Annotated in this window: 25 protein-coding genes; 7 read left to right on the top strand and 18 right to left on the bottom strand. The window is 37.8% G+C overall.

What is annotated here, in order from left to right; translation table 11 throughout:
- Window positions 1-64 precede the first annotated feature (64 nt).
- A complete protein-coding gene (locus J3U69_RS08615; protein ID WP_220220405.1) occupies window positions 65-1621 on the top strand; it encodes a ClC family H(+)/Cl(-) exchange transporter in 1557 nt (518 codons plus the stop codon).
- Between the two features lie 72 nt (window positions 1622-1693).
- On the opposite strand, the gene J3U69_RS08620 is transcribed toward J3U69_RS08615, so the two are convergent.
- The 4 genes from J3U69_RS08620 to J3U69_RS08635 form a co-directional block, all read right to left on the bottom strand.
- Window positions 1694-3028, bottom strand: a complete 1335-nt coding sequence (locus J3U69_RS08620) for an MFS transporter (protein ID WP_267413726.1) — start codon at window positions 3026-3028, stop codon at window positions 1694-1696.
- A gap of 210 nt (window positions 3029-3238) precedes the next feature.
- Window positions 3239-4549, bottom strand: a complete 1311-nt coding sequence (locus tag J3U69_RS08625; RefSeq protein WP_103752620.1) for an NCS2 family permease — start codon at window positions 4547-4549, stop codon at window positions 3239-3241.
- 121 nt (window positions 4550-4670) lie between these two features.
- Window positions 4671-6125 (bottom strand): DASS family sodium-coupled anion symporter, encoded by a 1455-nt coding sequence (locus tag J3U69_RS08630; RefSeq protein ID WP_103752619.1) that lies wholly within the window; start codon window positions 6123-6125, stop codon window positions 4671-4673.
- A gap of 65 nt (window positions 6126-6190) precedes the next feature.
- Window positions 6191-7498, bottom strand: a complete 1308-nt coding sequence (locus tag J3U69_RS08635; RefSeq protein WP_220220402.1) for an NCS2 family permease — start codon at window positions 7496-7498, stop codon at window positions 6191-6193.
- Window positions 7499-7727: 229 nt separating this feature from the next.
- Here J3U69_RS08635 and J3U69_RS08640 point away from each other — a divergent pair, with 229 nt between their 5' ends.
- Window positions 7728-8522 (top strand): Cof-type HAD-IIB family hydrolase, encoded by a 795-nt coding sequence (locus J3U69_RS08640; RefSeq protein WP_267413728.1) that lies wholly within the window; start codon window positions 7728-7730, stop codon window positions 8520-8522.
- A 3-nt stretch (window positions 8523-8525) separates the two neighbouring features.
- Here J3U69_RS08640 and J3U69_RS08645 read toward each other — a convergent pair whose 3' ends face one another.
- The 11 genes from J3U69_RS08645 to J3U69_RS08695 form a co-directional block, all read right to left on the bottom strand.
- Entirely contained in the window at window positions 8526-9374 is an 849-nt protein-coding gene (locus J3U69_RS08645; protein ID WP_220220400.1) for an amino acid ABC transporter substrate-binding protein, read from the bottom strand.
- Window positions 9364-10029: an amino acid ABC transporter ATP-binding protein gene (locus J3U69_RS08650; RefSeq protein ID WP_267413729.1), complete on the bottom strand. Its 666-nt coding sequence runs from the start codon at window positions 10027-10029 to the stop codon at window positions 9364-9366. Before J3U69_RS08650 ends, J3U69_RS08645 begins: the two co-directional genes overlap by 11 nt.
- A gap of 15 nt (window positions 10030-10044) precedes the next feature.
- Window positions 10045-10686 carry an amino acid ABC transporter permease gene (locus J3U69_RS08655; RefSeq protein ID WP_103752614.1) on the bottom strand — a complete coding sequence of 214 codons (642 nt, stop codon included), beginning with the start codon at window positions 10684-10686 and terminating at the stop codon, window positions 10045-10047.
- A gap of 226 nt (window positions 10687-10912) precedes the next feature.
- The gene (locus J3U69_RS08660; protein WP_267413730.1) at window positions 10913-11599 is read right to left on the bottom strand and encodes a deoxynucleoside kinase; all 687 of its coding nucleotides are present in this window, start codon (window positions 11597-11599) and stop codon (window positions 10913-10915) included.
- Between the two features lie 12 nt (window positions 11600-11611).
- A complete protein-coding gene (locus tag J3U69_RS08665) occupies window positions 11612-12262 on the bottom strand; it encodes a deoxynucleoside kinase (protein ID WP_267413732.1) in 651 nt (216 codons plus the stop codon).
- Between the two features lie 487 nt (window positions 12263-12749).
- Window positions 12750-13274 carry an Asp23/Gls24 family envelope stress response protein gene (locus J3U69_RS08670; protein ID WP_267413733.1) on the bottom strand — a complete coding sequence of 175 codons (525 nt, stop codon included), beginning with the start codon at window positions 13272-13274 and terminating at the stop codon, window positions 12750-12752.
- A 16-nt stretch (window positions 13275-13290) separates the two neighbouring features.
- Window positions 13291-13473: a DUF2273 domain-containing protein gene (locus tag J3U69_RS08675; RefSeq protein WP_103752610.1), complete on the bottom strand. Its 183-nt coding sequence runs from the start codon at window positions 13471-13473 to the stop codon at window positions 13291-13293.
- Between the two features lie 11 nt (window positions 13474-13484).
- Window positions 13485-14039 carry an alkaline shock response membrane anchor protein AmaP gene (gene amaP, locus J3U69_RS08680; RefSeq protein WP_103752609.1) on the bottom strand — a complete coding sequence of 185 codons (555 nt, stop codon included), beginning with the start codon at window positions 14037-14039 and terminating at the stop codon, window positions 13485-13487.
- Between the two features lie 158 nt (window positions 14040-14197).
- Window positions 14198-14923 (bottom strand): glucosamine-6-phosphate deaminase, encoded by a 726-nt coding sequence (locus tag J3U69_RS08685; protein WP_267413734.1) that lies wholly within the window; start codon window positions 14921-14923, stop codon window positions 14198-14200.
- A 167-nt stretch (window positions 14924-15090) separates the two neighbouring features.
- A complete protein-coding gene (locus J3U69_RS08690; RefSeq protein WP_267413735.1) occupies window positions 15091-17436 on the bottom strand; it encodes an ABC transporter ATP-binding protein/permease in 2346 nt (781 codons plus the stop codon).
- A gap of 207 nt (window positions 17437-17643) precedes the next feature.
- Window positions 17644-18735: a YdcF family protein gene (locus J3U69_RS08695; protein ID WP_374106542.1), complete on the bottom strand. Its 1092-nt coding sequence runs from the start codon at window positions 18733-18735 to the stop codon at window positions 17644-17646.
- A gap of 250 nt (window positions 18736-18985) precedes the next feature.
- Here J3U69_RS08695 and J3U69_RS08700 point away from each other — a divergent pair, with 250 nt between their 5' ends.
- Window positions 18986-19663, top strand: a complete 678-nt coding sequence (locus J3U69_RS08700; protein WP_267413736.1) for a CPBP family intramembrane glutamic endopeptidase — start codon at window positions 18986-18988, stop codon at window positions 19661-19663.
- Window positions 19664-19790: 127 nt separating this feature from the next.
- On the opposite strand, the gene J3U69_RS08705 is transcribed toward J3U69_RS08700, so the two are convergent.
- From J3U69_RS08705 to cbpB, 3 genes are all read right to left on the bottom strand, one after another.
- On the bottom strand, window positions 19791-21662 hold the full coding sequence (locus J3U69_RS08705) for a heavy metal translocating P-type ATPase (RefSeq protein ID WP_267413737.1): 1872 nt from the start codon (window positions 21660-21662) through the stop codon (window positions 19791-19793).
- A 232-nt stretch (window positions 21663-21894) separates the two neighbouring features.
- The gene (locus tag J3U69_RS08710) at window positions 21895-22476 is read right to left on the bottom strand and encodes a hypothetical protein (RefSeq protein ID WP_220220393.1); all 582 of its coding nucleotides are present in this window, start codon (window positions 22474-22476) and stop codon (window positions 21895-21897) included.
- Between the two features lie 297 nt (window positions 22477-22773).
- Entirely contained in the window at window positions 22774-23262 is a 489-nt protein-coding gene (cbpB, locus tag J3U69_RS08715; RefSeq protein ID WP_267413738.1) for a cyclic-di-AMP-binding protein CbpB, read from the bottom strand.
- A gap of 565 nt (window positions 23263-23827) precedes the next feature.
- On the opposite strand from cbpB, the gene J3U69_RS08720 reads away from it, so the two are divergent.
- The 4 genes from J3U69_RS08720 to dltB all read left to right on the top strand — a co-directional run.
- Window positions 23828-24145, top strand: a complete 318-nt coding sequence (locus tag J3U69_RS08720) for a hypothetical protein (protein WP_103752601.1) — start codon at window positions 23828-23830, stop codon at window positions 24143-24145.
- Window positions 24146-24263: 118 nt separating this feature from the next.
- Complete coding sequence (locus tag J3U69_RS08725; protein WP_220235482.1) at window positions 24264-24416, top strand: teichoic acid D-Ala incorporation-associated protein DltX; 153 nt, start codon at window positions 24264-24266, stop codon at window positions 24414-24416.
- 12 nt (window positions 24417-24428) lie between these two features.
- Entirely contained in the window at window positions 24429-25943 is a 1515-nt protein-coding gene (gene dltA, locus J3U69_RS08730) for a D-alanine--poly(phosphoribitol) ligase subunit DltA (RefSeq protein WP_267413739.1), read from the top strand.
- 11 nt (window positions 25944-25954) lie between these two features.
- On the top strand, window positions 25955-26966 hold a 1012-nt coding region (dltB, locus tag J3U69_RS08735), incomplete at its 3' end, for a D-alanyl-lipoteichoic acid biosynthesis protein DltB (protein WP_323848324.1).

The raw sequence follows: 26966 nt of genomic DNA on the forward strand, positions 1-26966 counted from the left end.
CCAGTTAAAATTAGTTTTTGACTGGTTTTTTGCTGTGATGAAACTAGTTCAAAGTGGGTGCGAAATGAAAAATAATAGAATTCAGATTAAGCTGCTGCTAGAGGCAATGCTAGTCGGCCTCTGCAGTGGAATAGTTGTTGGCTTTTTCCGGTTTGGAATAGAGCAAATGTCTAGCTTATGGCTAATGTTGTTTCATCTGGCTCATCAAAGTTGGTTATGGTTCTTACCAATTGTTATCGGCTTAGCCGCAGTTGGCTTAATTGCGGGCTATTTTGTTAAGCAATATCCCCACGTTGGGGGATCTGGTATTCCTGAAGTAAAATTACAGCTTGCAGGTAAATTGCAACTTAGTTGGTGGCCGATTTTGTGGCGGAAAGTGATTGGCGGCATTCTAGTCATTAGTACGGGCCTATTTTTGGGGCCTGAGGGGCCTTCACTTCAGATCGGGTCAACTATCGGTCAAGGGATGGCAAAAGCCTCTAAAGAGGCTAAAACAAACGAGCGCGTATTGCTATCAACGGGTGCCGCAAGTGGACTGGCAGCCGCATTTGGTGCACCACTTAGCGGAGCCTTATTTGTATTAGAAGAAGTTTTTCACAACTTTTCACCTCGTGTAGGACTTAATGCACTAGCTGGGGCCTTGGTTTCAGATTATGTCGTATCGAATTTCTTTGGTCAAAAACCGGCATTATCTTTAGTTTATCGGCATACTTTTCCTGTTCAATTATACGGACACCTATTGGTATTGGGACTGCTCTTAGGTCTCTTAGGGCATCTGTACAAAGCCGGTTTATTTAAGGGAAAAGAATTTTATGCTAAAATCAAAATTCTGCCTAACTGGTTATATGGTCTTATTCCGCTAGTAATTTTAATTCCAATTGCCTATTTTTGGCCACTGATAACTGGACCAGGCAATCGCTTAATTTTGGCGTTACCAAAGATGATTAAAATTAATAATTGGCAAATGGTAAAACTACTTGTACTTTATTTTGTCATTAGAATAGTATTTTCGATCATTTCATATGACTCTGGCTTGCCAAGTGGAATCTTTTTACCCGTCTTAACCATGGGTGCTTTAATTGGTGCCTGTTATGGTCTAATGATGGTTCAGCTTCATCTTTTGCCCGCCAAGTTAGTAATTAACTTAATAATTTTTGCGATGGCTGGCTATTTTGCTGCGGTAATTCGGGCACCATTTACAGCGATAATGCTGATTACGGAAATGGTGGGATCGCTTCTGCACTTAATGCCGCTTGCAGTCGTTGCGTTTATTGCTTTACTTACTGATGAACTGTTAGGTGGTAAGCCAATATACGGAATATTAGCCCAAAAAATGGCCGAACAAGGCGCATCTGTTACTATTCAAAAATCGGGTAAGGAGGATCAACTAACTGTTCCTGTCTATGAGGACAGTCAACTTGCTGAAAAAACAATTGCCCAAGTTAAGTGGCCAGAAGATACCTTGGTTAAAGCAATCTATCATGATGGTAATTATATCGTTCCTAATGGCCAATCCGTGATCAAGCCGGGAGACTCATTAATCCTAGCACTAGATTCAAACCAACGGGGCCGAGTTTATAGTCAAATGCGGCAACTCCAAGGAATTAAGTATGATGGCTAAAAAAGCACGCTGTTAATTGCGTTGATTTCAATTTCAAAACGATATCAATCAAAGCAAGTGCAGCATGCTTTTTTATTTGTTCTTTTTTAAATATTGTGGTGCAGTTTCTGGTGCCCAAATTAAACAGACAAGAAAGGCGGCGAATAATACGCAGGCGCAAACAAGCATTGCCAAATTGACGCCGCCAACATCGGTCAAAACTGGAAGTAAGAAGGTTCCAGCTGCAGCACCAATGCGGCTAATAGTAATGCACGTGCCCACACCACTAGCCTGGACACTATCGTCAAACAACTCGGTTGGATATGGATAATCTAAAACCAAACCCGATGATAAAATAATTGAGAAAATTGAAAATAGTAGAAGCTTAAATGAAGATGGCGCATTTGGCAGCAGTGCTAGTAGGCCGATTAAAAATGTCGATAACAAAAAGTTACTAATTAAGAATACGCGCCGACTGAGATGATTGAAAAGAAAGATTCCTAGAAAAATTCCTAACAGCATACTGATATTGTATAAATTTCCTGAAACACGTGGGTTGCTTATGTTCATGCCATTTAGCAAAATTGGTAAGAAAATACTGATACCAAAGAAGGCGAAAGTTTGACAGGCATAAAAGATTCCGCCAACCATAGTTCTTCGTAGATATTTTTTACTGAATAAAATAGTCCAGGAACTTGAATCATTTTCCTTCGGACGCTTAAAATGCCTGGAAATGCCCCATTTGTGTCCTAATATCTTACCAATTACTCGATTAGCAATTTTTATTTTACCTTTATTAGCAAGCCAACCTGGTGATGGCGGTAAGGGAAAAATTGTCCGAAATAGTGCAGTAATAGTAGCCGGAACAGCCCCAGCTGCTAAAATGATCTGCCAAGTACGAGCTCCAAAACCGTTTACGAGGGTTCCAGTAAGATATGAAGCAATAAAGCCAAGAACCCAATAAATCAAGAGATGACTCTGCCTTTTACTGTCTTCTCCTTTAGGTAACCATTCGGTCAGTAGGGCATTACCGGCTGTATAGTCGATTGCCATCATTAAACCAATGCCAATTCGAATAATAAAGGTCCAGGTAAGATTAGTAGTTGTGAGGTGAAGTAATGATAAAATTGCCAACACATACATGTTGCTCATTAACAGTTCACAGCGCCCAATCTTATCGGACAAACGGCCAATAAAAGCACTACTTGATAAGCCAATTAAACCACCGGCACCAATTAGTCCAGTCCATAAATCACTGATTGCGATATAATTACTGGCATTATTCATTGCCATTCCAGTTATTCCAAGTGAAAAGCCACAGGTAAATTGTCCTAAAGCAATTGCCAACATGACGCGCAAATGTACTTTAGAAAGCGGTGCTTTTTTATAATCTTGTTTAATTTTATGTTTTTTATTTAACATAATCATAGTCCGAAAGGCTTAAATCGTGGGCTATTTGTTGCATCTCCTTTATTTACGCCAAAGCTATTATATAATAACATAACAAAGATTTCGGTTTCTTGCAAAACGTCTCTAAATTACTAGGTCCAATTTTTGTATACCCACAGGTTTGCTAGCAAACTATCAAAATAAAAAAATACCACTTGGCTGGAAGTGGTATTTTTTGCTTATAAAAGATTACATATTTGTCACTAAAAAGAAGATGACAAAGACGATAAATAATGCGTACATCATCGGTGAGACTTTTTTGGCTTGTTTAGAAGCGAGCATTGTAATTGGGTAAGCAATCATTCCTAGTGCCAAACCATCAGAAATGCTGTATGTCAGAGGCATACCAATTACAGTGAGAAATGCCGGAAAGGCAATTTCAAATTTGTCCCAGTTAATTTTCTTTAAATTGCCCGCCATTAACACGCCGACAATAATTAAAGCGGGAGCGGTAACTGTAGTTGGAATCACTGCAAGTAAAGGACTAAAAATCATACTGATTAAAAAGAAAATACCTACAAATACTGCGGTTAAACCAGTCCGTCCGCCCATAGCAATCCCAGCACTTGATTCCACTGAGGTTCCAAGGGGAGCAGTACCTAAAACCGCTCCTTCAACCATGGCTAGGGAATCAGAAACAAAGGCTTTACCGATACGAGGTATTTTACCATTTTTATCAACCATCCCAGCTTGTTCGGTCATACCAATCAGTGTGCCAGCGGTATCAAAGAAAGTCACTAATAAAAAGGTTAGAACTACCATAAATAATTGCGGCGTATTAATATCTTTTAAGTGAAAGACGGCTTGACCAAATGTAGGTGCGATACTTGGCGCTGCTGAAACAATAGCTTTTGGTACCGCCACTTGGCCAATAACAATACCAAAAATAGCCGTAACAACCATCCCGATAAAAATTGAGCCGGGAACATTCATTGCCATTAAAATAACTGTTAACGTTAAACCAAAAAGAGTGATCCAAACGGCAGGAGAGTTAAATTTGCCTAAAGTAACGAGGTTTGAGTCGCTATTGACAATTAATTTACCATTTTGCAAACCAATAAAGGCGATGAAGAGACCGATACCGGCTGAAATAGCATATTTTAAATCTTGCGGAATAGCATCGACCACTTTTTCACGTAGCTTTAAAATCGTAATTAAAATAAATAGGACTGAAGCTACCAAAACAGCAGCTAGTGCAGTTTGCCAATTGATATGCATGCCACCACAAACATTATATGCAAAAAATGCTGCACTTCCGAGTGTGGGAGCTAGTGCAATAGGATAATTGGCAACTAGGCCCATGATAAAACAACCAATTGCAATGGAAACTGCCGTGACAGTGAAGGCAGCCCCCTTGTCAATGCCAGCTGCATGTAAAATATTAGGGTTAACAAAAAGGATGTAGGAGAGACTGACAAAAGTGGTTAATGCAGCAATTAACTCACGTTTGACAGTGGTATGAGCATCGTTTAAATGAAAGACTTTATCTAGTGTCGTCATTTTTCCTCCAAAAAATTAATTATAAATGAACTATCTAAACTAGTGTAGCACACACAGTCCAGTTTGAATTACTATTTCCCGGGAAATAAAAAAGCAAGCCCTTTCAGACTTGCTTTTTTACTTACCACATTCCGATTACTTTCATCCAGCCTAGGCCAATAATGCCATAGACCAAAATATAAAAGATACCGAAAATAAAACTCATTTTCCACCATTCACTTTGTTTAACATAGCCGGTAGAAGCTAAAACAGAGGAAGCAGCACTAGAGTAATGTGTAGTTGATCCCATAATTGCTGAGAATAATGCTAAGAATTGTGCAGCCATTACTTTTGGAGCACCAGCAGCAATTGCAACAGTTAATAATGGCAAGAACATTGCTGAGTTGTGAGCTGTTGCACTAGCAAATAAATAGTGCGTGTAAAACAGTACTAATGCCAAAATAATTAAAGTTGTTAACCAACTAACGCCCTTCATGCTGCTAGAAATACTAGTCGAAATCCAACCGATAAAGCCGAATTGAGTTAGTTTCTCTGCCATAAAGACTAAGATAGACAGCCAAATTAAAATATTCCATGCTCCTGTTTCACTTAGAATATCTTTTGGTGTCAATACGCCAGTTAACAATAAGAGAACAACAGAAATAAAGGCAATTAAAGTTGCGTCAATTCCTAAAGTACTTGAAAGCATCCATAGCGCTAACGTGACTACGAAGATAATAGCCATCATTTTCTCAGGCAAGGTTAACTTACCCATCTCAGCAAGTTTACTAGTAGCCCATTCCTTTGCATTAGGTGTTTCCTTAATCTCAGGCGGATAAATTTTGTAAACAAAATAAGGAACTACGAGTAAACAAATCGCTGCGGGAACGATACTTGCAGTAAGCCAAGGCATCCAGCTTAGTGTTACGCCAGCCTTACCCGCTAAAGCAACTGCAATTAAGTTCGGGGCGCAGGCAGTCATAAACAGGGACGAAGTGATGACGTTTACTTGAAATTCAGTAAAAATCAAATACGCGCCCATTTTTCTTCTTGATGGATCGTTAGGTTTAGAACCATAAGTTTCTGCTAATGACTCAATTAATGGATAAACCACACCACCGGCTCTGGCACCATTAGAAGGAGTTGCCGGCGAAACGATTAAATCAATTGCTCCGATAGCATAGCCTAAGCCTAATGACTTGTGGCCAAACCACTTTACGAAGTAAAAAGCGATTCTTTGACCCAAACCGGTTTTGACGATTCCCCTTGAAATCATAAATGCCATTACAATTAACCAGGCAGAGGTATTGGAGAAGGCGTTAATAGCCCCTTTTTCAACCAATTTGCCGTTAACTACTTTATCTGCAAGTGGTACTAAGCCAAGGCAGATGGTTAATGTGAAGCCGATTAAGGTAACCCCACTGATTGCAATTGGCAATGTAATACAGCCAACAATTGTTGCAATGAAAATTGCTAGCATATGCCAGGCTTGCACTGTCACACCAGCTGGTCGTATTGGTGTTGTGAACCAGAAAACCAGTCCGAACAAAAGCGGAAAGATAAATTTCCGGTAATCTATTTTTTCTAATGTCTTCATGACGCTTCTTTCAATCTATTGCAAAATATAATAAATTAACATATTTATTTTATCATATTTCAAATTTAGAAGTTTAAGACCGCCAGAAAAATAATGAAGACTACGAATAGTACCCACATCATTGGGGTAATTTCCTTACCTCTTTTAGCTGCAAGCATACAAATTGGATAGGTAATTAAGCCTAAGGCTAGCCCATCTGAAATAGAGTAAGTTAATGGCATACCGATTAAGATTAAGAAAGCAGGGACGGCAATTTCCATCTTGTCCCAGTGAATGTGGGCAGTATTTTGTGCCATTAAAACGCCAACGATAATTAGTGCTGGAGCTGTAACATGCGTATTAAACAGACCTAATAGCGGACTAAAAATCATTGAAATTAAGAAGAAGATAGCGACAAAGACAGCCGTTAAACCTGTTCGACCACCAACGGCAATCCCAGCACTTGATTCTACGAACGCACCGACGGGGGAAGTTCCTAAAACAGAACCGGCCATCATTGCAGTGGAATCAGATGCCAAAGCTTTGCCGACACGTGGCATTTTGTTATTTTTCATAAAACCAGCTTGTTGAGCCAAACCAATTAATGTACCAGCAGTATCAAAGAAGGTAACTAATAAGAAAGTTAAGACTACGACCCACATTTGAAGTGAGTTGATGTCTTTAACGTGAAAGACAGCTTGACCAAAAGTTGGCGCAATGCTTGGTGCCACTGAAATAATTTTGGTTGGCAGAGCAATTTGACCTGTGGCTACACCAAACAAAGCAGCTAATACCATTCCGATGAAAATTGCACCAGGAACGTTTAAAATCATCAGGATAACTGTTACTAACAGACCAAAAATAGTAATCCAAACTGCAGGATCATGAAGAGAACCTAGACCAACTAATGTGGATTTATTAGCAACAATAATGCCACCGTCTTGCATGCCCAAAAAAGCAATAAAGAGGCCAATTCCGGAAGAAATTGCAAATTTTAAATCTGCTGGAATAGCATTAATGATTTTTTCTCTTAATTTAAACATCGTAATCAGGATAAAGATGATTGAAGCAACGAAAACAGCTGCAAGTGCTGTTTCCCATGAAACATGCATCCCGATACAAACTGTATAGGCAAAGAAAGCATTGATTCCGAGAGCGGGAGCCTCACCAATTGGATAATTGGCAACTATTCCCATTAAGGCTGTCCCCAATGCACTTGCTAACGCAGTCGCAGTGAAAACTGCTCCTTTGTCCATCCCACTAGCTCCTAGGACACTAGGATTAACAAATAAGATGTATGACATACTGATAAAAGTAGTCAAACCGGCTAGAAATTCCACCTTGACACTAGTCTTGTATTTGTCGAGCTGAAAATAGCTCTTGATAAAATTCATCTAATCTCTCCTACAAAAATAATGTTCGTGTTTTTATTATAAACTAACAACTATTATAGTGTAGCACGCGAGTAGATAATTGCAAATGCGAATTATAGTAAGCAAAAATGACAATATAGGAAAGATTTTCGAACAGATTTAGCTTTGGCATAGATTGACCCAGTAATTCAAATACCGGTAAAATTAGTTAAGGTAACTAAGTCAGCTAAATTATAAAGAGGCAAAAAATATGGCAAAACTGCTATTTTCAGATATTGATGGAACATTAATCAATTCTAAATTAGAGGTAACTGCAAAAACTAAAGAAGCAATCCGGCGACAAATTATTAATGGCAATGTTTTTATACCGGTATCGGCTAGAATGCCCCAAGCAATTATGACAGCAGCGGGACAAATTATGAAAACTTGCCCAATGATTGCTTATAATGGTGCACTCGTATTAGACGAAATGGGACGGCCATTATGTTCGAAATATATGACAGCAAAGCAGGCAGCAGAAATCTGCACTTATGTCGAAGAAAAGCAAAATCAAACTACGTGGAGTGTATATAGTGGCTATGATTGGTATTATTCCCCAGGAAATAATAGTGATTTAATAAAGCAAGAAGAACAAATCGTGAAGGTCAAAGCTAAAACAAGCTCAATTACGCAAATTCAAGAGCTTAAAGGTGTTCATAAAGTGCTGTTACTAGGAAATCCTGAACAGCTGACTGAAGAACAAAAGGAGTTAAGCAGTAAGTATCCAGAGCTTGTAATAGTGAAATCTGCACCTAATTTATTAGAAATAATGGTTAAAGACGTTTCTAAAGGTGAGGGCGTTAAAATACTAGCCAAGGAGTTCAATGTTGATTTAAAAAATTGCTGGGCTTTTGGCGATAATTATAATGATGAGCCAATGCTAAAAGCTGTTGGTCACCCAATCATAATGGGGAACGCACCTGCGGACTTAAAACGCCATTTTACTGATGTAACATCTGATAATAATCATGATGGGATAGCAGAAGTGCTTGATCAGTTAGAATAGTTATCACTTTGCTTTTAATAAAGGTGATTGTGCTTTGTTGCCAAACCATTTATGGTTGATTCGGTCTAAAGTACCATTTCGTGCGAGCTCTTCTAGACCTGCATTGACTTTTCGGCATAAAGTTGTATCGCTTTTCCGCATTCCAACTGCAAATTCTTCTTTGGGAAAAGGACTGTCGACTTCAGAAAATAATTCTGGTTTTTTCTCGTGTGAAATATAATAATTTGCGTAGGTGCTATCTATTAATAGACCTTGAATACGACCAGCATTTAGATCAATAAAGGCATTGGTGAAGGAATCGTAGAGAATTGGATCGTGTCCTTTAATTCTGTTAATAAAAACACGGGGATAATTCATGACATCGTTGTAACCAGATGATCCGGATTGCACTCCGAGTGTTTGTTGTTTCATATCAGCTGGCTTAAAGATTTTATTCCGGCGTAATGCAACTAAAACTTGACTACTATATAAATAGGTTTTGCTAAACCTTACTTTTTTCTTTCTTGCCGGTGTTTTACTAAAACCATTCCAAATTAAATCAATTGTACCGTTGCGCAGCTCAGTTGTATTCATTGACCAGTCAATTGTTTGAAAACTGACCTTTAAGCCGTATAACTTAAAGACAGCATTTGCTAAATCGACGTCATAACCCGTTAACCGACCGTTTTTTTGTTGGAAATCCATTGGCACAAATGTATCGTCAACACCGACAATAACATAGCCTCGTTGCTTAATATGAGACCAATTATCGACCGTGTTAGCTCGTTTATTTAAAGAAATGCCACTGCACCCAGATAACATTACTAGTGCTAAAACTAGAATTATGAGGGCTGGAAATCGTTTAGTCTTCATTTTCATAGCCTTCTCCGTTATCCAAAGCCTTGACTGTAAAAATACGATCAGCAACTTGATTGGCAAAATCCATGTCATGAGTAACAATGATCTGAGTCATACCATGATCTTGTTTTAACTGAAGGATTATTTCGCCGACTTTTGTACGTAAAGCAGGGTCTAGAGCAGATGTTGGTTCGTCATAGCATAAAATCCTTGGAGCCATTGCAAGAGCGCGGGCAATAGCAACCCGTTGCTGCTGACCGCCTGAAAGTTGGTAGGGGTAAAGTGAATCTTTACCGATCAGGTCAAGCTGCTCCAACAATTTTTGTGCTTTTTGCTCTGCTAATTTACGGTCTTCTTTGCGGACTAATATAGGTGCCAAAGTAATGTTGTCTTTAACGGTCAAATTAGGAAATAATTCGTAATCTTGAAAGACGACACCAATAATTTGACTCTTTTGATTAGGAACCGCTGGATCAAATTCATGCTTATTCCAGAAGAAGTGACCGGAGTCAATTTTTTCAAGACCGCTTAAGCAGCGCAGTAATGTTGTTTTTCCTGCACCGGAATGGCCAACAATTGCTAAAATCTGTCCGTCTGGAATAGTCAAGTTTAATTTGTTCAGGATGACACGGGAACCAAATTTTTTGGTAATATCTCTTAATTCAAGCATGATAGTTCCTTTTCTCTATTTCCATTTAGAGTAATTATGTTCAATCTTTTTCAATACAAATGAAGCAATTCCTGTCATTAATAAGTAAATTATGCCTACTAAGACCAATGGAACAAGGGTTACGTCACGTGCAGTTGCCACATTCCCAGCTCGTAACAGTTCGCCTAGGCCGATAACGTATACTAACGAGGTATCTTTTACCAGGTTAATCACCTCGTTACCAATTGACGGGATTACAATTTTGCTTACTTGCGGAATAATAATATGTCGCAGAGTCTGCCAGTATGTTAATTGCAATACGTGCGCACTTTCATATTGCCCAGCTGGAACAGATTGAAAACCACCCCGAAAAATTTCGGCAAAATACGCGGTATAGTTTAAAACAAATGCAAAAAGGGCAGCATTATATCTCTGAAAAATGATACCAATAATTGGCAAACCGTAAAAAATAAAAATTAATTGTAATAACAGCGGCGTTCCCCGCATAATCCATATATAAAATTTCAAGACTAGGCGTAATGGTTTAAAGTGTGAGACTAAGCCTAAGCTGACAATGATGCCAAGAGGAATAGAGATAACGAGTGTCCATATAAAGAGGATTAGCGTCATTTTTGCGCCAGAAAATAGAGAAGGCATGATTGAGATAATATAGTTCATTGTGTTCTCCTTTGTAGCAGCCGTACAACTCAGCTGAGTTAGTTGAATTCTAGGTGAAATTAAAATTACCTGAAAAAGTTACATAGAACAAGCATACCACAGTTTTTTTCTGATAAAGCATATGACTGTAGACTTTTTAAATGATATCGCTTAATTAAGCACTATCATTGCAAAATGGCAAAAAAAATCGCTTCTCTAACTTTTAAGTAGAAAAGCGATTAGATCTTTAGGCATCAATTTCAATTTTCGTTGACTTATCCCACGATTCAGGCAACTTGCCCATTTCCTTTAATTTAGCAACAATTTGCTCTAAAACAACTTCGCGAGCGTGCTCATCCGTCATAAAGTCAAGTTCATCGCCATTTATTTCCATTTTTGGCGAGTAGTCATAGTTTTCGTACCATGGCTTGTAATAACGTAAGAGCCGTTTGTAATAATCCTCAAGCGTTGCGTCATAACTGAGCTGTTCGTACGGTCGGCCACGCTTTTGAATTCGTTTGAGCATTGTATCATAAGAAACATTAATGTGAACAAGCAAGTCAGGATTTTTCTTTGGCATATGCTTTAGCTCATCCATCATATTATTCAAAAGCTCATAATAGGTGTCAACTTCTTCAGTAGTTGCGCGGCCAATGTCTGCGTTCATTTGGAAAAAGAGTGCATCTTCATAGATGGAACGATCAAGCACATTGTTATCATCGGTTAGCGCATCTTTGATACTACGAAAGCGTGTATTTAGGAAAAAGACTTGCAGTAAAAATGCATATTTCTTAGGGTCAGCATAAAAAAGTGGCAAGACAGGATTGTCGTCAACACTTTCATAGAAAGGCTTAGTTCCTAAATATTTAGCTAAAATACTGGTTAGACTGGATTTACCGGCTCCAATTGGGCCACTTAAAACAATAACTGTCATCACGTTCCTTCTTTATTTCAAATTGCCGATTTTACGCAATTTATTATCAATCTGGTTCAAAACTTCTTTTTTAGCGTCTTCGTTGCCGATGAAATCATACCGATCACCGTCAATTGCTATTTTGGCAGATGCATCATAGTTTTCATACCATGGTTCATAGTAGCGAATCAAACGTGCGTAGTAATCTTTCAGACTAGGATCAGTACTGATTTGCTCATAAGAACGGCCACGTTTTTCAATGCGTTTTAACATTGTGTCTAAAGATACGCGAATGTAAATTAATAAGTCAGGCTTTTTGCTTGGATTTCCAGGAGTATCCTCCATCATATTTTCAAGCAGACTGTCATAAATTTTAAATTCAGTAGGGTCGGCAACCTTACTTTCAGCGTTCATCTGGAAAAAGAGTGCATCTTCATAAATTGAACGATCGGAAACGCTATTTTTTTCTCTGACTGCCTGATTAATTTGAGCTAACCGATGGTTGAGCAAGTAGATATTAAGTAAAAAAGTGTACCGCTTCATGTCCTTGTAATATAAAGGAAGAACTGGATTATTATCAACTCCTTCATAAAAGGCCTGAGTACCTAAATGTTCGGCTAAAATACTGGTTAAACTGGATTTACCGGCTCCAATTGGCCCGCTTAAAACAATAACTTGAATCACGTTCTTTCTTAAATACAATATATAGATTCTTATCTAGTTTAATACGAGATATAGTGGCATACAAGTAAAAAGTTAATTGAAATTGCCACTAAAAAGTCAAGTGATTTTGTATAAAATAGTTAAAAAAATTACTGAGTACAACCAAATATTTTTCAATATTTAGATCAATAGTTATTGTTTCACGTGAAACCAAGTAACTGAGCAGTGCTAAAAAAACTGTCGTCAATTTTTGGTATATTATTTTGTTTTTAAACAGTAATAAACTGGCAATATTTTTATGCAATAACTGGTATAAAATTTAAGAGGTTATCTTAGTTGTTAATGGCGGTAGATTTAGTTATTGCTACATAAAAAATTCAGCTAATTAGACGACTTTTGCGCTATTTTGCTTTGATAAAAAGTACTTCGTTTCACGTGAAACCAAAAAAGTGACGTAGCATTTAAGTGTACTACTTCACTTTTTAAAACTTATCCTGCTAAAGGGTGATTATTTAACGCGGTCTTCTTTTTTATCTTCGACTTTGTCTTCAACCTTATCTTTTTGTTCGCCAATCTTATCCTTGGCATCTTGTGTTGCACCGGTAATCCGATCTTGCAGACTGACTGAATCTTTTTCGTGTTCTTCTTTAGTCTTAATATCAACAACGGTGACATTAACTTCAACCGTGTCTAAGCCCGTCATTTCCTTAACCTTGTCGTAAATCTTTTGTCTGATTTCATCATAAAGTTTAGGAATTTCAACACCGTATTCAGCAATAATTTCGATATCAACTGCTACTTGCTTTTTACCAACTTCAACATTAACACCATTGGTAACATCATCGTTGTTAACAATCTTGTCAGCTAAGTTTGAGAAAAAGCCGCCGTTAACATCCAATAAGCCTTTAACATCGGAGAGGGCAATACCAATAATCTTTTGAATGACTTTTTCGTCATACTTTAAGTCGCCCTTAATTTCTTGCTTTGAGCTGCTTGAGTTGTTTGCACTATTTTGATTATTATTTTGTACCATATTAAGTTCCTTTCAATTATTGTTTACTTACAAGACTTTTCAGCAGGGGCCAATAGTGTCCGACTAAAAAACCAACTACTAACATTACGACTACAAAAATAGTTTTAAAAAATCCTAGTCCCAAAAAACAAAATGCTAGTAACAAGCCGATTACAGCACCGCATATTTCTGGGAGGTGTTTTTGTAAAATTTCGTTCATTTCAGCCTCCTTTATTGAACGCGCGTCTCTGGTTTATCGGGGTTTTGATAATTAACAAATTTGATTTTGATCTTTGGCTTCTGTTCAATTCCCAATAACCGGTTAAGGTTGTTCTTTAACTCTTCTAAGTAATTTTCGAGAAGGGCACTAACATTTTCACCGCGCCCAAGATTACCACTAATTTTGATGTTGATCTTATGATTAGTGAGTTTTGAATCAACCTTGACTTTATTAATAAAAGGCAAATCTGCCAATGAATTCATGACGTAGCCATTAATTGCTTTGCTAGTAACTTTGACTTGTCCGTCATGCTTGTGAATCAAAATAAAGTACCTTTGAACAGGCCAAAATAGGACAACTAATAAACTAATAATTAAAACTAAAAGGACAACAGCGCTGACAACGATTAAATACCATTCTAGTACTGGATTTAGTGTCCCCATACTGGGTAGTTTAATCTTTAAATACTTTTGCCAAAAACCACTAGTTTCCCATAGAAAGTAAATTGGCAAGGGTAATAATAAAATCATTAACACTACCAGTAACCACTTTTTACTTCGCTTCAACTTATCACCATCCTCTCATGATTCAACTTAATCATAATACGGATTATTTTGTTAGCCTAGCGATATGCACCGATTTATATCTGCTTAGGATTTACTGTTTTAGGACACAAAAAAAGATGCATTAATGCATCTTTTTTCTATCTTTGTTATTTTATTATCTAATTCTTTGCACTAGCACTAAGCTTACTTGCAGCAGCATTATCGACAATAAGTGTTACATTATCATGTTTTTGCAAAATTGAAGCAGGTACATCTTCGGTTACAGGGCCTTCAACCATCTTCTTAACAGCATCCGCTTTGTTTTCACCAAAGGCCATAATGACAATCTCTTTTGCTGCCATGATATTTGCAATACCCATACAAATTGCAGATTTTGGCACATCTTCAATCTTACTGAAGAAACGTGAATTGGCTTGAATGGTATTTTCAGTCAATTTAACTTCATGAGTTACCGAATCAAAAGGTGTTCCTGGTTCGTTAAAAGCAATATGACCGTTTTGACCTAAACCTAGAAGCTGAATGTCGATTGGATTTTCAGCGATAATTTGGTTGTAATCATCAGATGCACCTTGTGGATCATTAATTGCTTTTATTCCATCAGGAATGTATGACTTTTTAAAAGGCTTCTTTGCAAACAAGTTTTTTTGCATGAAGTAGTGATAGCTTTGATCATTGTCAGAAGTTAAGCCAACATATTCGTCAAGGTTAATACTGATCAAATCAGAGTTATCAAGATTGCTTTCAGTCCATTCTTGATATAGACCTACTGGGGTAGAGCCAGTTGCTAAGCCGATTACCTTAGCACCATTGTTAATGCTTTTTTCAAAAAGCTTGAAACCTTCAGTGCTGCCATTTTCTTTACTATCTGTAACGATGATTTTCATAATTATGCCTCCAAAATATCTTAATGCTAATTATAAATTGGCATATACCAATCTGTCAACTAGCTAAAAAAAGAAACATAACTTTTATTCAAAAATTTTTGGCAAACAAAAAACAATTATTATGGAAGCATGTTTCACATGTAACATAATAATTGTTTTTAACGATTTTATTCACTTCTTAAAGCAATCGCTGCGTCTTTCTTAGCTGCCATTCGTGCAGGTAAGTGTCCACCTAGTACGGTTAAAATAGTAGAAATAACTATTAAGATTAGCGCGTGAACTGGATTAAGTTGTGCGACATTTGCAAGATCGGTCATAGAATATAAGACGCTATTAATCGGGAAAATAAGCAATTGGGCAATGACGATACCTAATACACCTGAAAAAATTCCTAAGATAAATGTTTCGGCATCAAACACACGGGTAATGTCTTTCTTTCTTGCTCCAAGAGCCTTTAAAATACCGATTTCTTTGGTTCGTTCTAGTACTGATGTGTAAGTTAAAATACCAATCATAATCATCGAAGTTACAAGCGAAATTGCTGCAAAGGCGACTAGCACAGTTGTAATTCCGCTGAGTAAACCACCAGTCATGGAAGTAACCGCGCTCGACATATCAGTGTACAGAATCTGATCTTTCTTCTTTTTACCCTTATTCCACTTATCAAGGTAATCTAAAACCTTGTCTTTAGAATCAAAATCATTAGGGTAGATCATAATCCCTGCAGGAAGAGCAGAGCCCCCGATGGATTGCATCATTTGCTTCTTAACAGTGGCATTCATATTTTGCCCAGTCATGACGTTGCGAGAAGTCTTTTTTTGAGCTTTGACGATAGCAGAGTTTTGATTCTCATCAATAATTTTAACAGCTAATTTATCGCTGTAGACAATACCTTCAGAAAGTAGGGCCATTGAATCTTCATTCTTTGGTCGAATCACGCTGACAAGACGTAATTTGATTTTGCTATTATCATACATTGTCTTATCAGGCTTTTTAGGAACAAACATGCCAGTTGGCAATTCCTGATAATAATTATTGTTAGAAACTACCTTGAATTCCTTGCCGATTAGCTTGTGATAGTCTAGTTTTTCACCGGACTTAATTTTAATGCCAAGATTCTTCAAGATATTAAGATTAAGCGAATTTTTATTATCCACTACCATAACTAAATCGGTTGCCTTGCTAGGCCATGTACCCGAAAGAAGTTGGTAGTTATCTTTAAGGAAGTTTCCTTTGCTTTGATCAAGCGAGGTTGGGAAAACTGATGATCCCATAAAGGATACACTAGCAGCTTGGGATTGCATCTGTTCGTATGCTTGTGAAGCAGCTGTTCCAGCTGGAAGGGGTGAAAACTGAACGGGTTTGATCTGCCCATTATTATTACCAATTAGATTAAGGCTGACGCCAACTTGATAAGAAATATTATTGGCATATTTGGGGTTGATTTTTTTCACATAATTAATGTATTCGCGCGTAATTTTGTTTTCATGGGAAGATTTTTGTAGTCTGTCCTGTTTAGCGGTAATATAACCCCGATTTTTAACATTTTTGTTAGCAGTGTCACGATCTCTAATACTATTAAGATCAGTTGCAGTCTTCGTAATCGTTACCGGATACTTGGCCAAAGCCTTGCTCATTGTGGTATCAATTTGTTTTTGAAAACCATTGGACAGCGCCAAGACGATAGCAATTGAGATAATTCCAATACTAGAGGCAAACGCAGTTAAAGTAGTTCGCCCTTTTTTAGTCATGATATTGGTAAAGCTTAGTTTGATAGCATTCCAATAAGACATTTTTGTCCGTTTTAAATTAAACGTATCTTTCTCATTGTCAGGTGTAAATGGATTGGAGTCATTTAGAATTTTGCCATCTTGAAAATTAACGATTCGCGAAGCATACTCTTTAGCTAGGTCAGAATTGTGAGTAACCATGACAACAAGTCGGTCTTTCGACAATTTTTTGATTAGCTTCATGATTTGCACGGAGGTTTCAGTATCTAAAGCACCGGTGGGCTCGTCACACAAAAGAATATCAGGATCGTTGGCAAGTGCACGTGCAATTGCGACCCGCTGCATTTGACCACCAGATAACTGGTTAGGATTTTTTGAGATGTGATCTTTTAATCCAACTTCTGTTAAGGCGTCAATCGCACGTTTGCGTCTTTCAGATGCAGGAACGCCAGATAGGTTCATTCCCAACTCAACATTTGCGATAATTGATAAGTGTGAAATTAAATTATAATTCTGAAAAACAAAGCCGACGGAATTGTTACGATATGCGTCCCAATCGGTTTCCTTAAAATTTTTAGTTGATTTGCCATTAATAATCAAGTCGCCACTGTCATAGCGGTCAAGGCCACCAATAACGTTTAGCATCGTCGTTTTACCCGATCCACTAGGACCAAGTATTGCCACAAATTCCTGGTTTCGAAATGAAATGGACACATCATCCAAAGCATGCGTCACAGAGTCGCCAACATGATAAGACTTGCGTAAGTTCTTTAATTGAAGCATTTGCTGTTTTCCTTTTCCTTTTGATTATTTGATTAAATAATTATAAAGAGCAGTTTAACATTTATAAATAAGTAAATCTAAAGTTAGTTACTAATGTTTAGAATATATTAACTTTGTTGCAATAAAATAGCTAATTAAAAATTGTTTTTATAAGACAAAAAGCATATTTCTTAGAAATATGCTTTGGACTTAAAGTTGAATTCGAGATTAATGTGCGAGCCCGGTTAATTGCAAAAGGGCATAAATAATAAAGAAAACAATAATTAACAAAGTAATAATAAGATGACGCTTTTTGTTAAGCACAAGGATAGCTGCGAATTCTCTTACTATAGCGTTGGGAAGAAAGTAAAATCTGGTATAGGCTCCCACACCATTGGCATTAAGCCCAGCTTTTTTAGCGAATAATGCTGCCCGAAAGATGTGATAGTTATTACTGAAAAATTTAGCACGATAATTTTTACTACCGAAGTCATTAAAAGCGGCTGCTGCGGAATACTTCATATTTTGAAAAGTGTTTTTAGATTGGGTCTCTAAAATAATGTAATCGGATTTGATTCCACGGCCAACAGCATATTGGGACATTGCTTCGGCTTCAGAAATTTGTTCGTCGCCACCTTTGCCCCCAGACATAATTAATTTAGGCATTTTGCGCCCTTTAGCAACTTGCTTTTGCGCATACTGGATAGCACGATTGATACGACTTGCTAATAAAGGAGTAACAGTATTACCCTTGGCTAAACCAGCACCGAGAACAATTAGGTAATCCTGATTATATTGTCGCGGAACAATTTGGTAAAGCGTTAAATTAACCAAAAAATTATAAGCCACAAACAATAGATAATCAATGATAGCTATTGGTGTGTATAGCAGTGTTTTTGCCCAGGAAGGAAAGTTATTAAACGGACCAACTAAAGCTACAATCCAGGAGACCAGAATGGCAATACCGATAAATAGGGTTAAGAGATTTGACAGAGTGTGCGTCTCTCGTTTCCAAACAAAATAGGCATTCCATAGAAAGAATAGCCAAGAAAAAGTGACAATAAGGGTAATTGCACCAATGAAAAGAACTAGTAGTATTTCATAGGAAAGAATTAGTGGCCTTAAACTAGTAGATAAAATTGCTACGGTTAGCCAGATTCCAAACATTAACAGAAAAACTGTAAAAAGAATCCCGTTTAGCAATCTACGTGGTTCCTTTAGCCAAGAAATTAAGAAAACAAGAAAAGACGCCAACATTATTAGTGACAAATAAATAAATGGCCTATTTTGGCTGAAAAATTGAAAAAGATTGTTCATAATTTCCTCCGTCAGTAAAAAGACTAATTCTATTATAGTAGAAAGAGGAGAAAAGTAATAGCAAATAAAGCCTGCACAGATTAAATGGAATTAGCGTTATAAAAGTAGTTATCTTTGATAAAGCTAATTATTTCCTAGGGAATAATTAGCGCCGACGGGTAATTACCACTTGAAACTTGCACCTGGAGATATTAACGTCCATAATAAATAAATCATCTAACTTATTGGCTGTTACTTTAAAGGAAAAGTCAAAATGAAAAAACCCATTTATTTCCTGGGAAATATAATTGTCATCATTTTAGCCTTTGTCATGTACGGAGTAGTTGAACAATTTTATTTTTTTCCGAATAAAATAATTAAAAATTATCATCTGAATACTGGTATTTATTTAGCACTAACTCTCATAGTAACGTTAGTAATCCTTTTTATTTTATTGCAATATTACCGTGGGCAGCTGAATAGGAAAAATGACTGGCAGTTTAACGAAAAACCGCATTGGTCAACTAATAGATTATTGCTCGCTGTGGTAGCTGCATTTGTAATGCTTCTATCAGAAATCGCATTGATACTAATCCTTCATATTGGAGTTAATACTACTTCAACTAATCAGGCTGATCTTAATGCCATTTCAAAACACGCCGGTAGCTTTTTTATCCCGATGATTACGGTTATTGCGCCAGTTTTTGAAGAAACCATCTTTCGTGGGCTATTTTTTAATATGTTTTTCTCTGATAATACTAATTTCAATAAATGGGTTGGGATATTGGCCAGCGGTTTTGTTTTTGGCTTTGCACATGATCCTGGCTTAACTAAATTTATTTTAATCTATTGGCTTTTGGGGTGCATTTTGGCCTGGGTTTATATTCAAACAAAGGATTTGCGGTATTCGGTTATTACTCATGTGCTGTTTAACTCGCTAGGCTTTATATAAGTTGCTTTTGATCAGGGTAGATGACTAAAGAATAACAAGATGGTTTCATGTGTAACAACACCACTTTGTAATAGAAAAAAAGAACCTTGAACACCAAATGGTTTACAAGGTTCTTTTTGTAGGTAAATTATTTTTGTGGTTCTGCGAAACCTGTTTGGGCTGGATTTTTCGGGGTAGTTTTTGCTAAAAGAGCTAAGCTAATGGAAATCATATCAACAACTTCTTGTAAAATTGCCCCCCAGAAAGCTGGAATAACTCCGGTAAAGGCGATTAATTCGATGATAACCACGATTGTAATAGCAGTTAAAACATCAACATTTGCTACCTTCATTGTATGCTTAGAAATTGCTACAGCATCATTAATTTTAGATAAATCATTAACCATGATGATTGCATCAGCACTTTCACTAGCGGCAGAAGCCCCCTTAGCACCCATGGCGATACCAACATCAGCAGCAGTCAAACTTGGCGCATCATTGATGCCGTCACCAGTCATGACAACTGGACGCTTTTCTTTTGGCACTTGTTTAATTGCTTCAATTTTTTGTGCAGGTAATAAATTATACCGAATATCGTTCACGCCAACTGTTTTACCAATTTTTTCAGCTACATCCTGGTGGTCACCCGTTAACATCATGATGTGAGCTCCACTTTGCCGCTTTAACCGAGCAATAGTTTGCTGGCTTTCTGGTCGTACCTGATCTTTAAAAGTAATGTAACCAGCATACTGGTTATCAACTGAAATATAAATTGCCGTTGAGTTAACTGATGAAGCTACTTTTTCTTCAGTCACAAAGCTCATTTTACCCACTTTAACTAAGTGATTTTCAACGATCCCACTGATTCCCTGGCTAGTTGTTTCCTTAATATCGGTAGCAGGTTTCAATAATTTTTTATCAGTCACATCAACTAGAGAGTTGGCAATAATATGGCTGGATTGTTGTTCAACACTTGTAGCATAGCTTAATAGTAGTTCTTGGCTAAAAGAAGTTCCTTTGGCAGGCACAATCTCATCGATTACCAATTGGTTTTCAGTCAAAGTACCAGTTTTATCAAAAGCAAAGGTCTTGGCCGTAGCCAATTTTTCAAGTGTTGGACCGGATTTAACAATAATATGATGTTTTGACATTGAACTCATGCCCGAAACAAGAGCCACCGGTGCAGCAATTAAAAGCGGGCAAGGGGAAGCGACTACCATAACTTCAGCGAAATTAATTGGATTACCTGAATGAATCCAGGCAGCAATTCCGATTACTAGGGAAATGATAGTAAAGGGAACAGCGTAGCGATCAGCCATTTTAACAAATTTTGCCGGTTTGGCTTGTGATGATTCAACTAATGAAACAATAGTTTGGTACTCAGAATCGCTCGCCTTCTTTGTGACAACCATTTCCACCGCTACGCTACCATTAATTGAGCCAGACATTAATTCATCACCAATATTTTTGTGCACTGGCACTGATTCGCCAGTTAACGAGGACTGGTCGAAACTTGATTCTCCGCTGACCACTTTTCCGTCTACCGGAACCTGTTCGCCCGGTTTAATCAAAACGTGATCGTTAATGTTTAAATCTTCTACTTTAACTGACTCTAACTCGCTGTTAACTATTTTATTAGCGATTGTGGGTGAATTGCTGAGAAGCGATCTTAATTCTTTGTCGGCTTGGCCGGTGGCATAATCTTCCAATGTTTGTCCACCAGTCATCATGACTAGAATCATCCATTCTGCCCAGATATCGCCAATTAAAATAGTTGAAATAACTGCGATAACTGCCAAGATGTCAACGCCGTAACGGCCAGATTTAAAATCACTGACAATTTCACCTAATAATGAAATTGTCATCATGATGCCCACAACATCAATTAATATTGCTTGAATCGGGAACTGCAAGTTACCGATTTGAAACAAGCTTTTGGTGTGAAAGCCAAATTGGCAAATAAGGCCAATTGCACCAATTACCAGTACAAGAATAAACTTCCATTGCCGTCTTAAACTCATTGTCTGTTTCCTCCAGTGACTAAAATAAAATTATTTGCTTCCAATTTTAACACTAAATTACTTATTTTAATTAGAATAAGTCTAAATTAGATCAAAAATTTTAGTCAAGCTAAAAAATGCAAAAAAAAAGAAAGTTAAATCTAACATACTCTGCTCTGGTGAAAATTACCGTCCAAATAAATTTGAATGGAAACAGAGCTAACAGTATTAAATGACTTAACTTTCGTTTTCTTCAATAATCTTTTAAATTGATAATATTGTCTGCGTGACCTTTGGGTTCGCCTACATCCGTATCATTATTGACTTGCGCCTTTTCCGATACCGGTGTTTTAGTATCATCATCTTTTTCGGCAGTATGATCAACTTGAAATGTCTTAGCACGGCTTATTGAGTCAATGACATCTGACGAAGACAAAGTAATAAAGTTGTCGTTGTCGCCGTGATCAGACGATTCCGCAAAATAATGATTGATTTTTTTAATTCCTTCATCTGAAAAGTGTTCTTCACGAGCCAAATCTAGTAGCAACTTTTGCAACCGACTCGCCGAAACTAATTCATGCTGTAAAATTTCAAAAATCCATGAAAAGTTTGTATCCATTGACCTGAAATGTTTAACGACTTTATCTTTATAAAAAGCATCTGTAATTACTCTAGCTTCATTTAAATCATCTGAATCATGGGCAATCTTTTTTAATTGAGCAACTAAATCTTGCCGCTGCTTTAAAGTTAATTCCTGTCCCCCAGGATATGTCCAATCTTTAATAATCGCTTGGACTAAAAATGTTAATTGCTCAGAAATTGTTTTATTTGTCATCTTAGTATCTTCCATTCTGACTAATAAAAAGGAAAAAATCCTGCTTTCTTTTTGTTCCAACTAAATTAATTTAATTATTAAACGCTAAGCGCCAACTTTTTGCTGCAACTAATTATGTTTTAGTATATATTTAAAAATGCATATCAAGAGATATGACGATAAACAGTATACTAATATGCATAAAATATAGACAAGCGGTAGTAATAATATATTCCCATTAAGGTCATTATAGTACATATTTCAGCTAATCGTTAAAAAATGCTCTTAAAAAAAGTGGTAAAAAAGTAATAACAGATGTTATTTTTTATTTGTTGTTATTTTTTTGGGCAGAACTTCGTACTTTTGCTCAAAATTATGAGCCACGTAGTTAAATGCTTTGATCCACTCACGTCTTGTTAGTAACCCTTGGAAGACACCATAATCATCGATTACTGGTAAAAACGCATTATCAACTAGTAAATGCAGCTGAGTTTCCAAAGTCGTCTGCGCAAAGTTGATTTTATCAAACTTGGTTTGCATAACGTCGCGCACTTTTAGTTGATTTAATGGCTCAAGTGTAATGCTGTCAGTTGTCATCATTTTATCAGTAATCATGGCTAGACTAAGTAGACCAACGACACGACTTTTGCGGTCGAGTACAGGAATTTTCGAATATTTGACTTTCGTCAAAATTAAAAAGGCATGGTAAAGGGGATTATCATCTTCAACAAAGGCTATTCTTGTAGCTGGAATGATAAATGAACCAGATTTTTCTTCTAATAAGCGCTGAATGGAGGGGGAAAACATCTAATGGACCTTTCATTTGTAAGTGTATACATCAATATGCTTATCCTATAACAAAGGAAAAAGGCTCGCAACATTTGCGAGCCTTGTTAGTTTTCATCTACTTTGAAGGAGTAAGAATGAATGAAATAAAAAGTGGGAGTATGTAGCAAGCTTTTTCGCTTACTACAGTTAGTAATAATAAACGTTAATTCTGAAGTAAAGTTAGAAAATCCCTTATAAAAGTGTAAAGAATTCCTTTAGAAGTTTTAAAGGCATAGAAAAACCCACGTAATACACGTGAGTCGAAAGGGATAGATATGAAAATGACCCTTAAAGTCATTTCGGTTTTTTCATTATTTATACTTGGAGGAGTATGAATGAAAAACAAAAAGTTGAGTGTGACATGATATAAGACTGTCTCATATCATGTCACAACCTTAGTATACAAAGTAAATGTGAAAAAAGTATGACGAAAGCTAAAATAAAGTAAATTTTTGAATAATGAAAAAATTGTCTGTTAAAGACTACATTGATATAATTAGATATATTGTTTTTATATCAAGGTTTTTTGAATGTAAGGAGAAAAATGGAACAAGAAAAATTTCGGAAAAAAATAACTTTTTGGCTTCGTTTTTCTGGGTGGTTTTGTTTATTGCCAGCATCAATGTGGCTATTTGTTTATCGAATGGTTGGCGCAAAAGATTTAGCAATTATCTGTTTATTGGAAATAGCTACTATAGTTATCTTTGCCGTTTTTGTTTTAACAACCGCTGAAAGTGAAATGTGGCATAAGCCGGAAAAAATTTTAATACTGATGGTATTTTCGTTTCTTTTTATGCCATTTATTATTTTGATACCGCTTTATTTCGCTTATAGTGCCAGCCGCAAGCTGGAGAAACTTTGAAATTGTTAATAAAATATTTAAATTTGGTAAAAGAATAGCAAAAAATCTTTGGTTAATCAGGAACAGTAGTACTATGTTCGATAGTATATTTGTTGATATTGAAAGAGATATGAAGAATATGGTTAAAAAAGATCAAACTGCTTCACGTGCTAAACGTGTTGGCAAGTTTATTCTCACGACAATTATTTATTGCGCTATTTTAATAGCATTAATCTATTTGTATCAATATAGCGGCCTAACCTCGGTTCACTTTATTTACAATGAATTTTAAGGTGGTACAACAATGATTAAAAATATTATCAAGAAAATTGATCAGATTGCGCTGGCTGAGCCAGACCGGATTGCCTATGACTTTCTGGGCCAAACTAACACTTACGGCGACTTGAAAAAGCGTTCCGATGCTTGGGCTGGCTACATTATGGGCCTTAATCTCAGTCCGGGCAGCCCGATTATGATTTGGGGCGGGCAAACTTTTGACATGATTGCCAGCTTTCTTGGCTGTGTTAAAGCCGGTCACGCCTATATTCCGATTGCCAGCTATTCGAATGCCGAAAGAATTGTGCTGATTCAAGAAGTAGCTGCAGCCGAAGCAATCATTGCGATTGAAGAGCTGCCAGCAATTGCTTTACCTGACTTGCAGGTTATTCGCCCCGCAGAGGTGGGCACTGCGACTAACGCGGTTGATCCGGCCAATTTTGTTCAGGGCGATGATAATTTCTACATTATCTTTACTTCGGGCACCAGCGGCAAGCCCAAGGGCGTGCAGATCAGTCACAACAACCTCTTGAGTTTTGTCAACTGGGAGATGAGCGACTTTGCTTTGCCAGCACACCCTAGTTTTCTGGCCCAAGCGCCGTATTCGTTTGACCTGTCGGTCATGAGCTTATACCCCGCTTTAGTGGGAGCAGGCAAGCTGGTCGTTCTGCCGCATGACGTGACGGAAAACTTTGCGCAGCTTTTCCAAACGCTGCCGCAATTGCAGTTTAACGTTTGGGTGTCGACGCCGTCATTTGCTCAGATGTGCTTTTTGGACAAGACCTTTACGGGCGAACATCATCCGGACCTGACGCACTTTCTCTTTTGCGGCGAGGAATTACCGCATAATGAGGCGGAGCTGCTCCAAAAGAAGTTCCCGCAGGCCAAGATTTTCAACACCTATGGCCCCACCGAAACCACGGTGGCGGTGACACAGGTGGAAATTACGCCGGAAGTCTTAGCTAACTATGACCGCCTGCCAATCGGGCGGGTAAAAGAAGATACCCAAATCACGATTGACAAAACTAAGGGCGATCAGCCGGGGCAAGGCGAGATTATCATTACCGGGCCGAGCACTTCCAAGGGCTACCTCAATAACCCGGAAAAAACGGCAAAGGCTTTCTTCCAAGCGCCGTCCGAGCAGTATCCGAGCCATCGCTCCGGCGATGAAGGGTTCTTTGATGGCGACTTGCTCTTTTACCGGGGCCGGATTGATTTCCAAATCAAATTCAACGGCTACCGGATCGAATTAGAAGAAATCAACTATTATTTAGGTAAAAATAAGTTTGTTGCCCACGGCGTGGCTGCGCCTAAATATGGCAGCGACCACACGGTCAAGCAAATTGTGGCGGAAGTCGAACTAAAAGAAGGCGTCAAAAAGCGCTATAGCGAAGACGAAATTACGCAGCTGATTCGGGCTGATCTGGCCCAGAACCTGATGCCGTACATGATTCCGCAGCGATTTGTCTACCGGGACCAATTACCGATTTCGCAAAACGGCAAGGTTGACATCAAGGCCGTTATTAAGGAGGTTAACGAGTAGTGCATTTTAATTTGATTAATATGCAGCCTTATGGGAATCCACACTACTTTGTTTTCCTAATGATTGGCTTAATACCAATTATTTTGGGTCTGTATTATGGCCACCGCTTTAAGTTATATGAAATAGCTTTTTCGCTGGTCTTTCTCTTCCTAATTTTTGACGGGGATAAGTGGCAGCAGGGCGTCAGCCTGCTAATATACTTATTGCTTGAGCTGCTGCTGACTTATTGTTACCTGTATTATCGTAAAAACCGGGCTAACAAAACGTGGGTCTTTTACCTAGCAGTTTTCCTAGCGATTGTGCCCCTGATTTTGGTAAAAGTCCAAACGGCTTTTCCCCAGGCTAAAATACCGGGGGTCTTGGCCTTTCTGGGGATTTCGTACATCACTTTCAAAACCGTGCAGGTCATCATGGAAGTCCGCGACGGGGCGATTAAGGAAATTGACTTGGTCACTTACTTACGCTTCCTGCTGTTTTTCCCAACGATTTCTTCGGGGCCCATCGACCGTTACCGGCGCTTTGCCAAAGAATGCGACGCTGCCCCTAAACGGACAGCTTATCTGACGGATTTAGGCTTAGCCACGCGTTACCTGTTCCAAGGCTTTTTATATAAATTTATCTTGGGCTGGTTCTTTGGCACTTACTGGCTGCCTAAAATTGAGCGGGCAGCCTTAATTGCCGGTACCGCTAACGGCGGTCTGAAATTATCGTGGTGGCTGCTGGCTTACATGTACTGTTACAGCATGTACCTGTTCTTTGATTTTGCGGGCTATTCATTGTTTGCCGTGGCAATTTCCTACTTCATGGGCATTCACACGCCAATGAACTTTAACAAGCCGTTTATTTCGCAGAATATCAAGGAATTCTGGAACCGGTGGCACATGACGCTGTCGTTTTGGTTTAGGGATTACATCTACATGCGGTTTACCTTCTTCGCGATGAAGAAAAAGCTGTTTAAAAACCCGGTGCGCCTGTCGCAGGCGGCCTACCTGCTCTTGTTTTTAGTGATGGGCTTTTGGCACG

The organism is Lactobacillus sp. B4026 (assembly GCF_026535825.1).
Classification (GTDB): Bacteria; Bacillota; Bacilli; order Lactobacillales; family Lactobacillaceae; genus Lactobacillus; species Lactobacillus panisapium.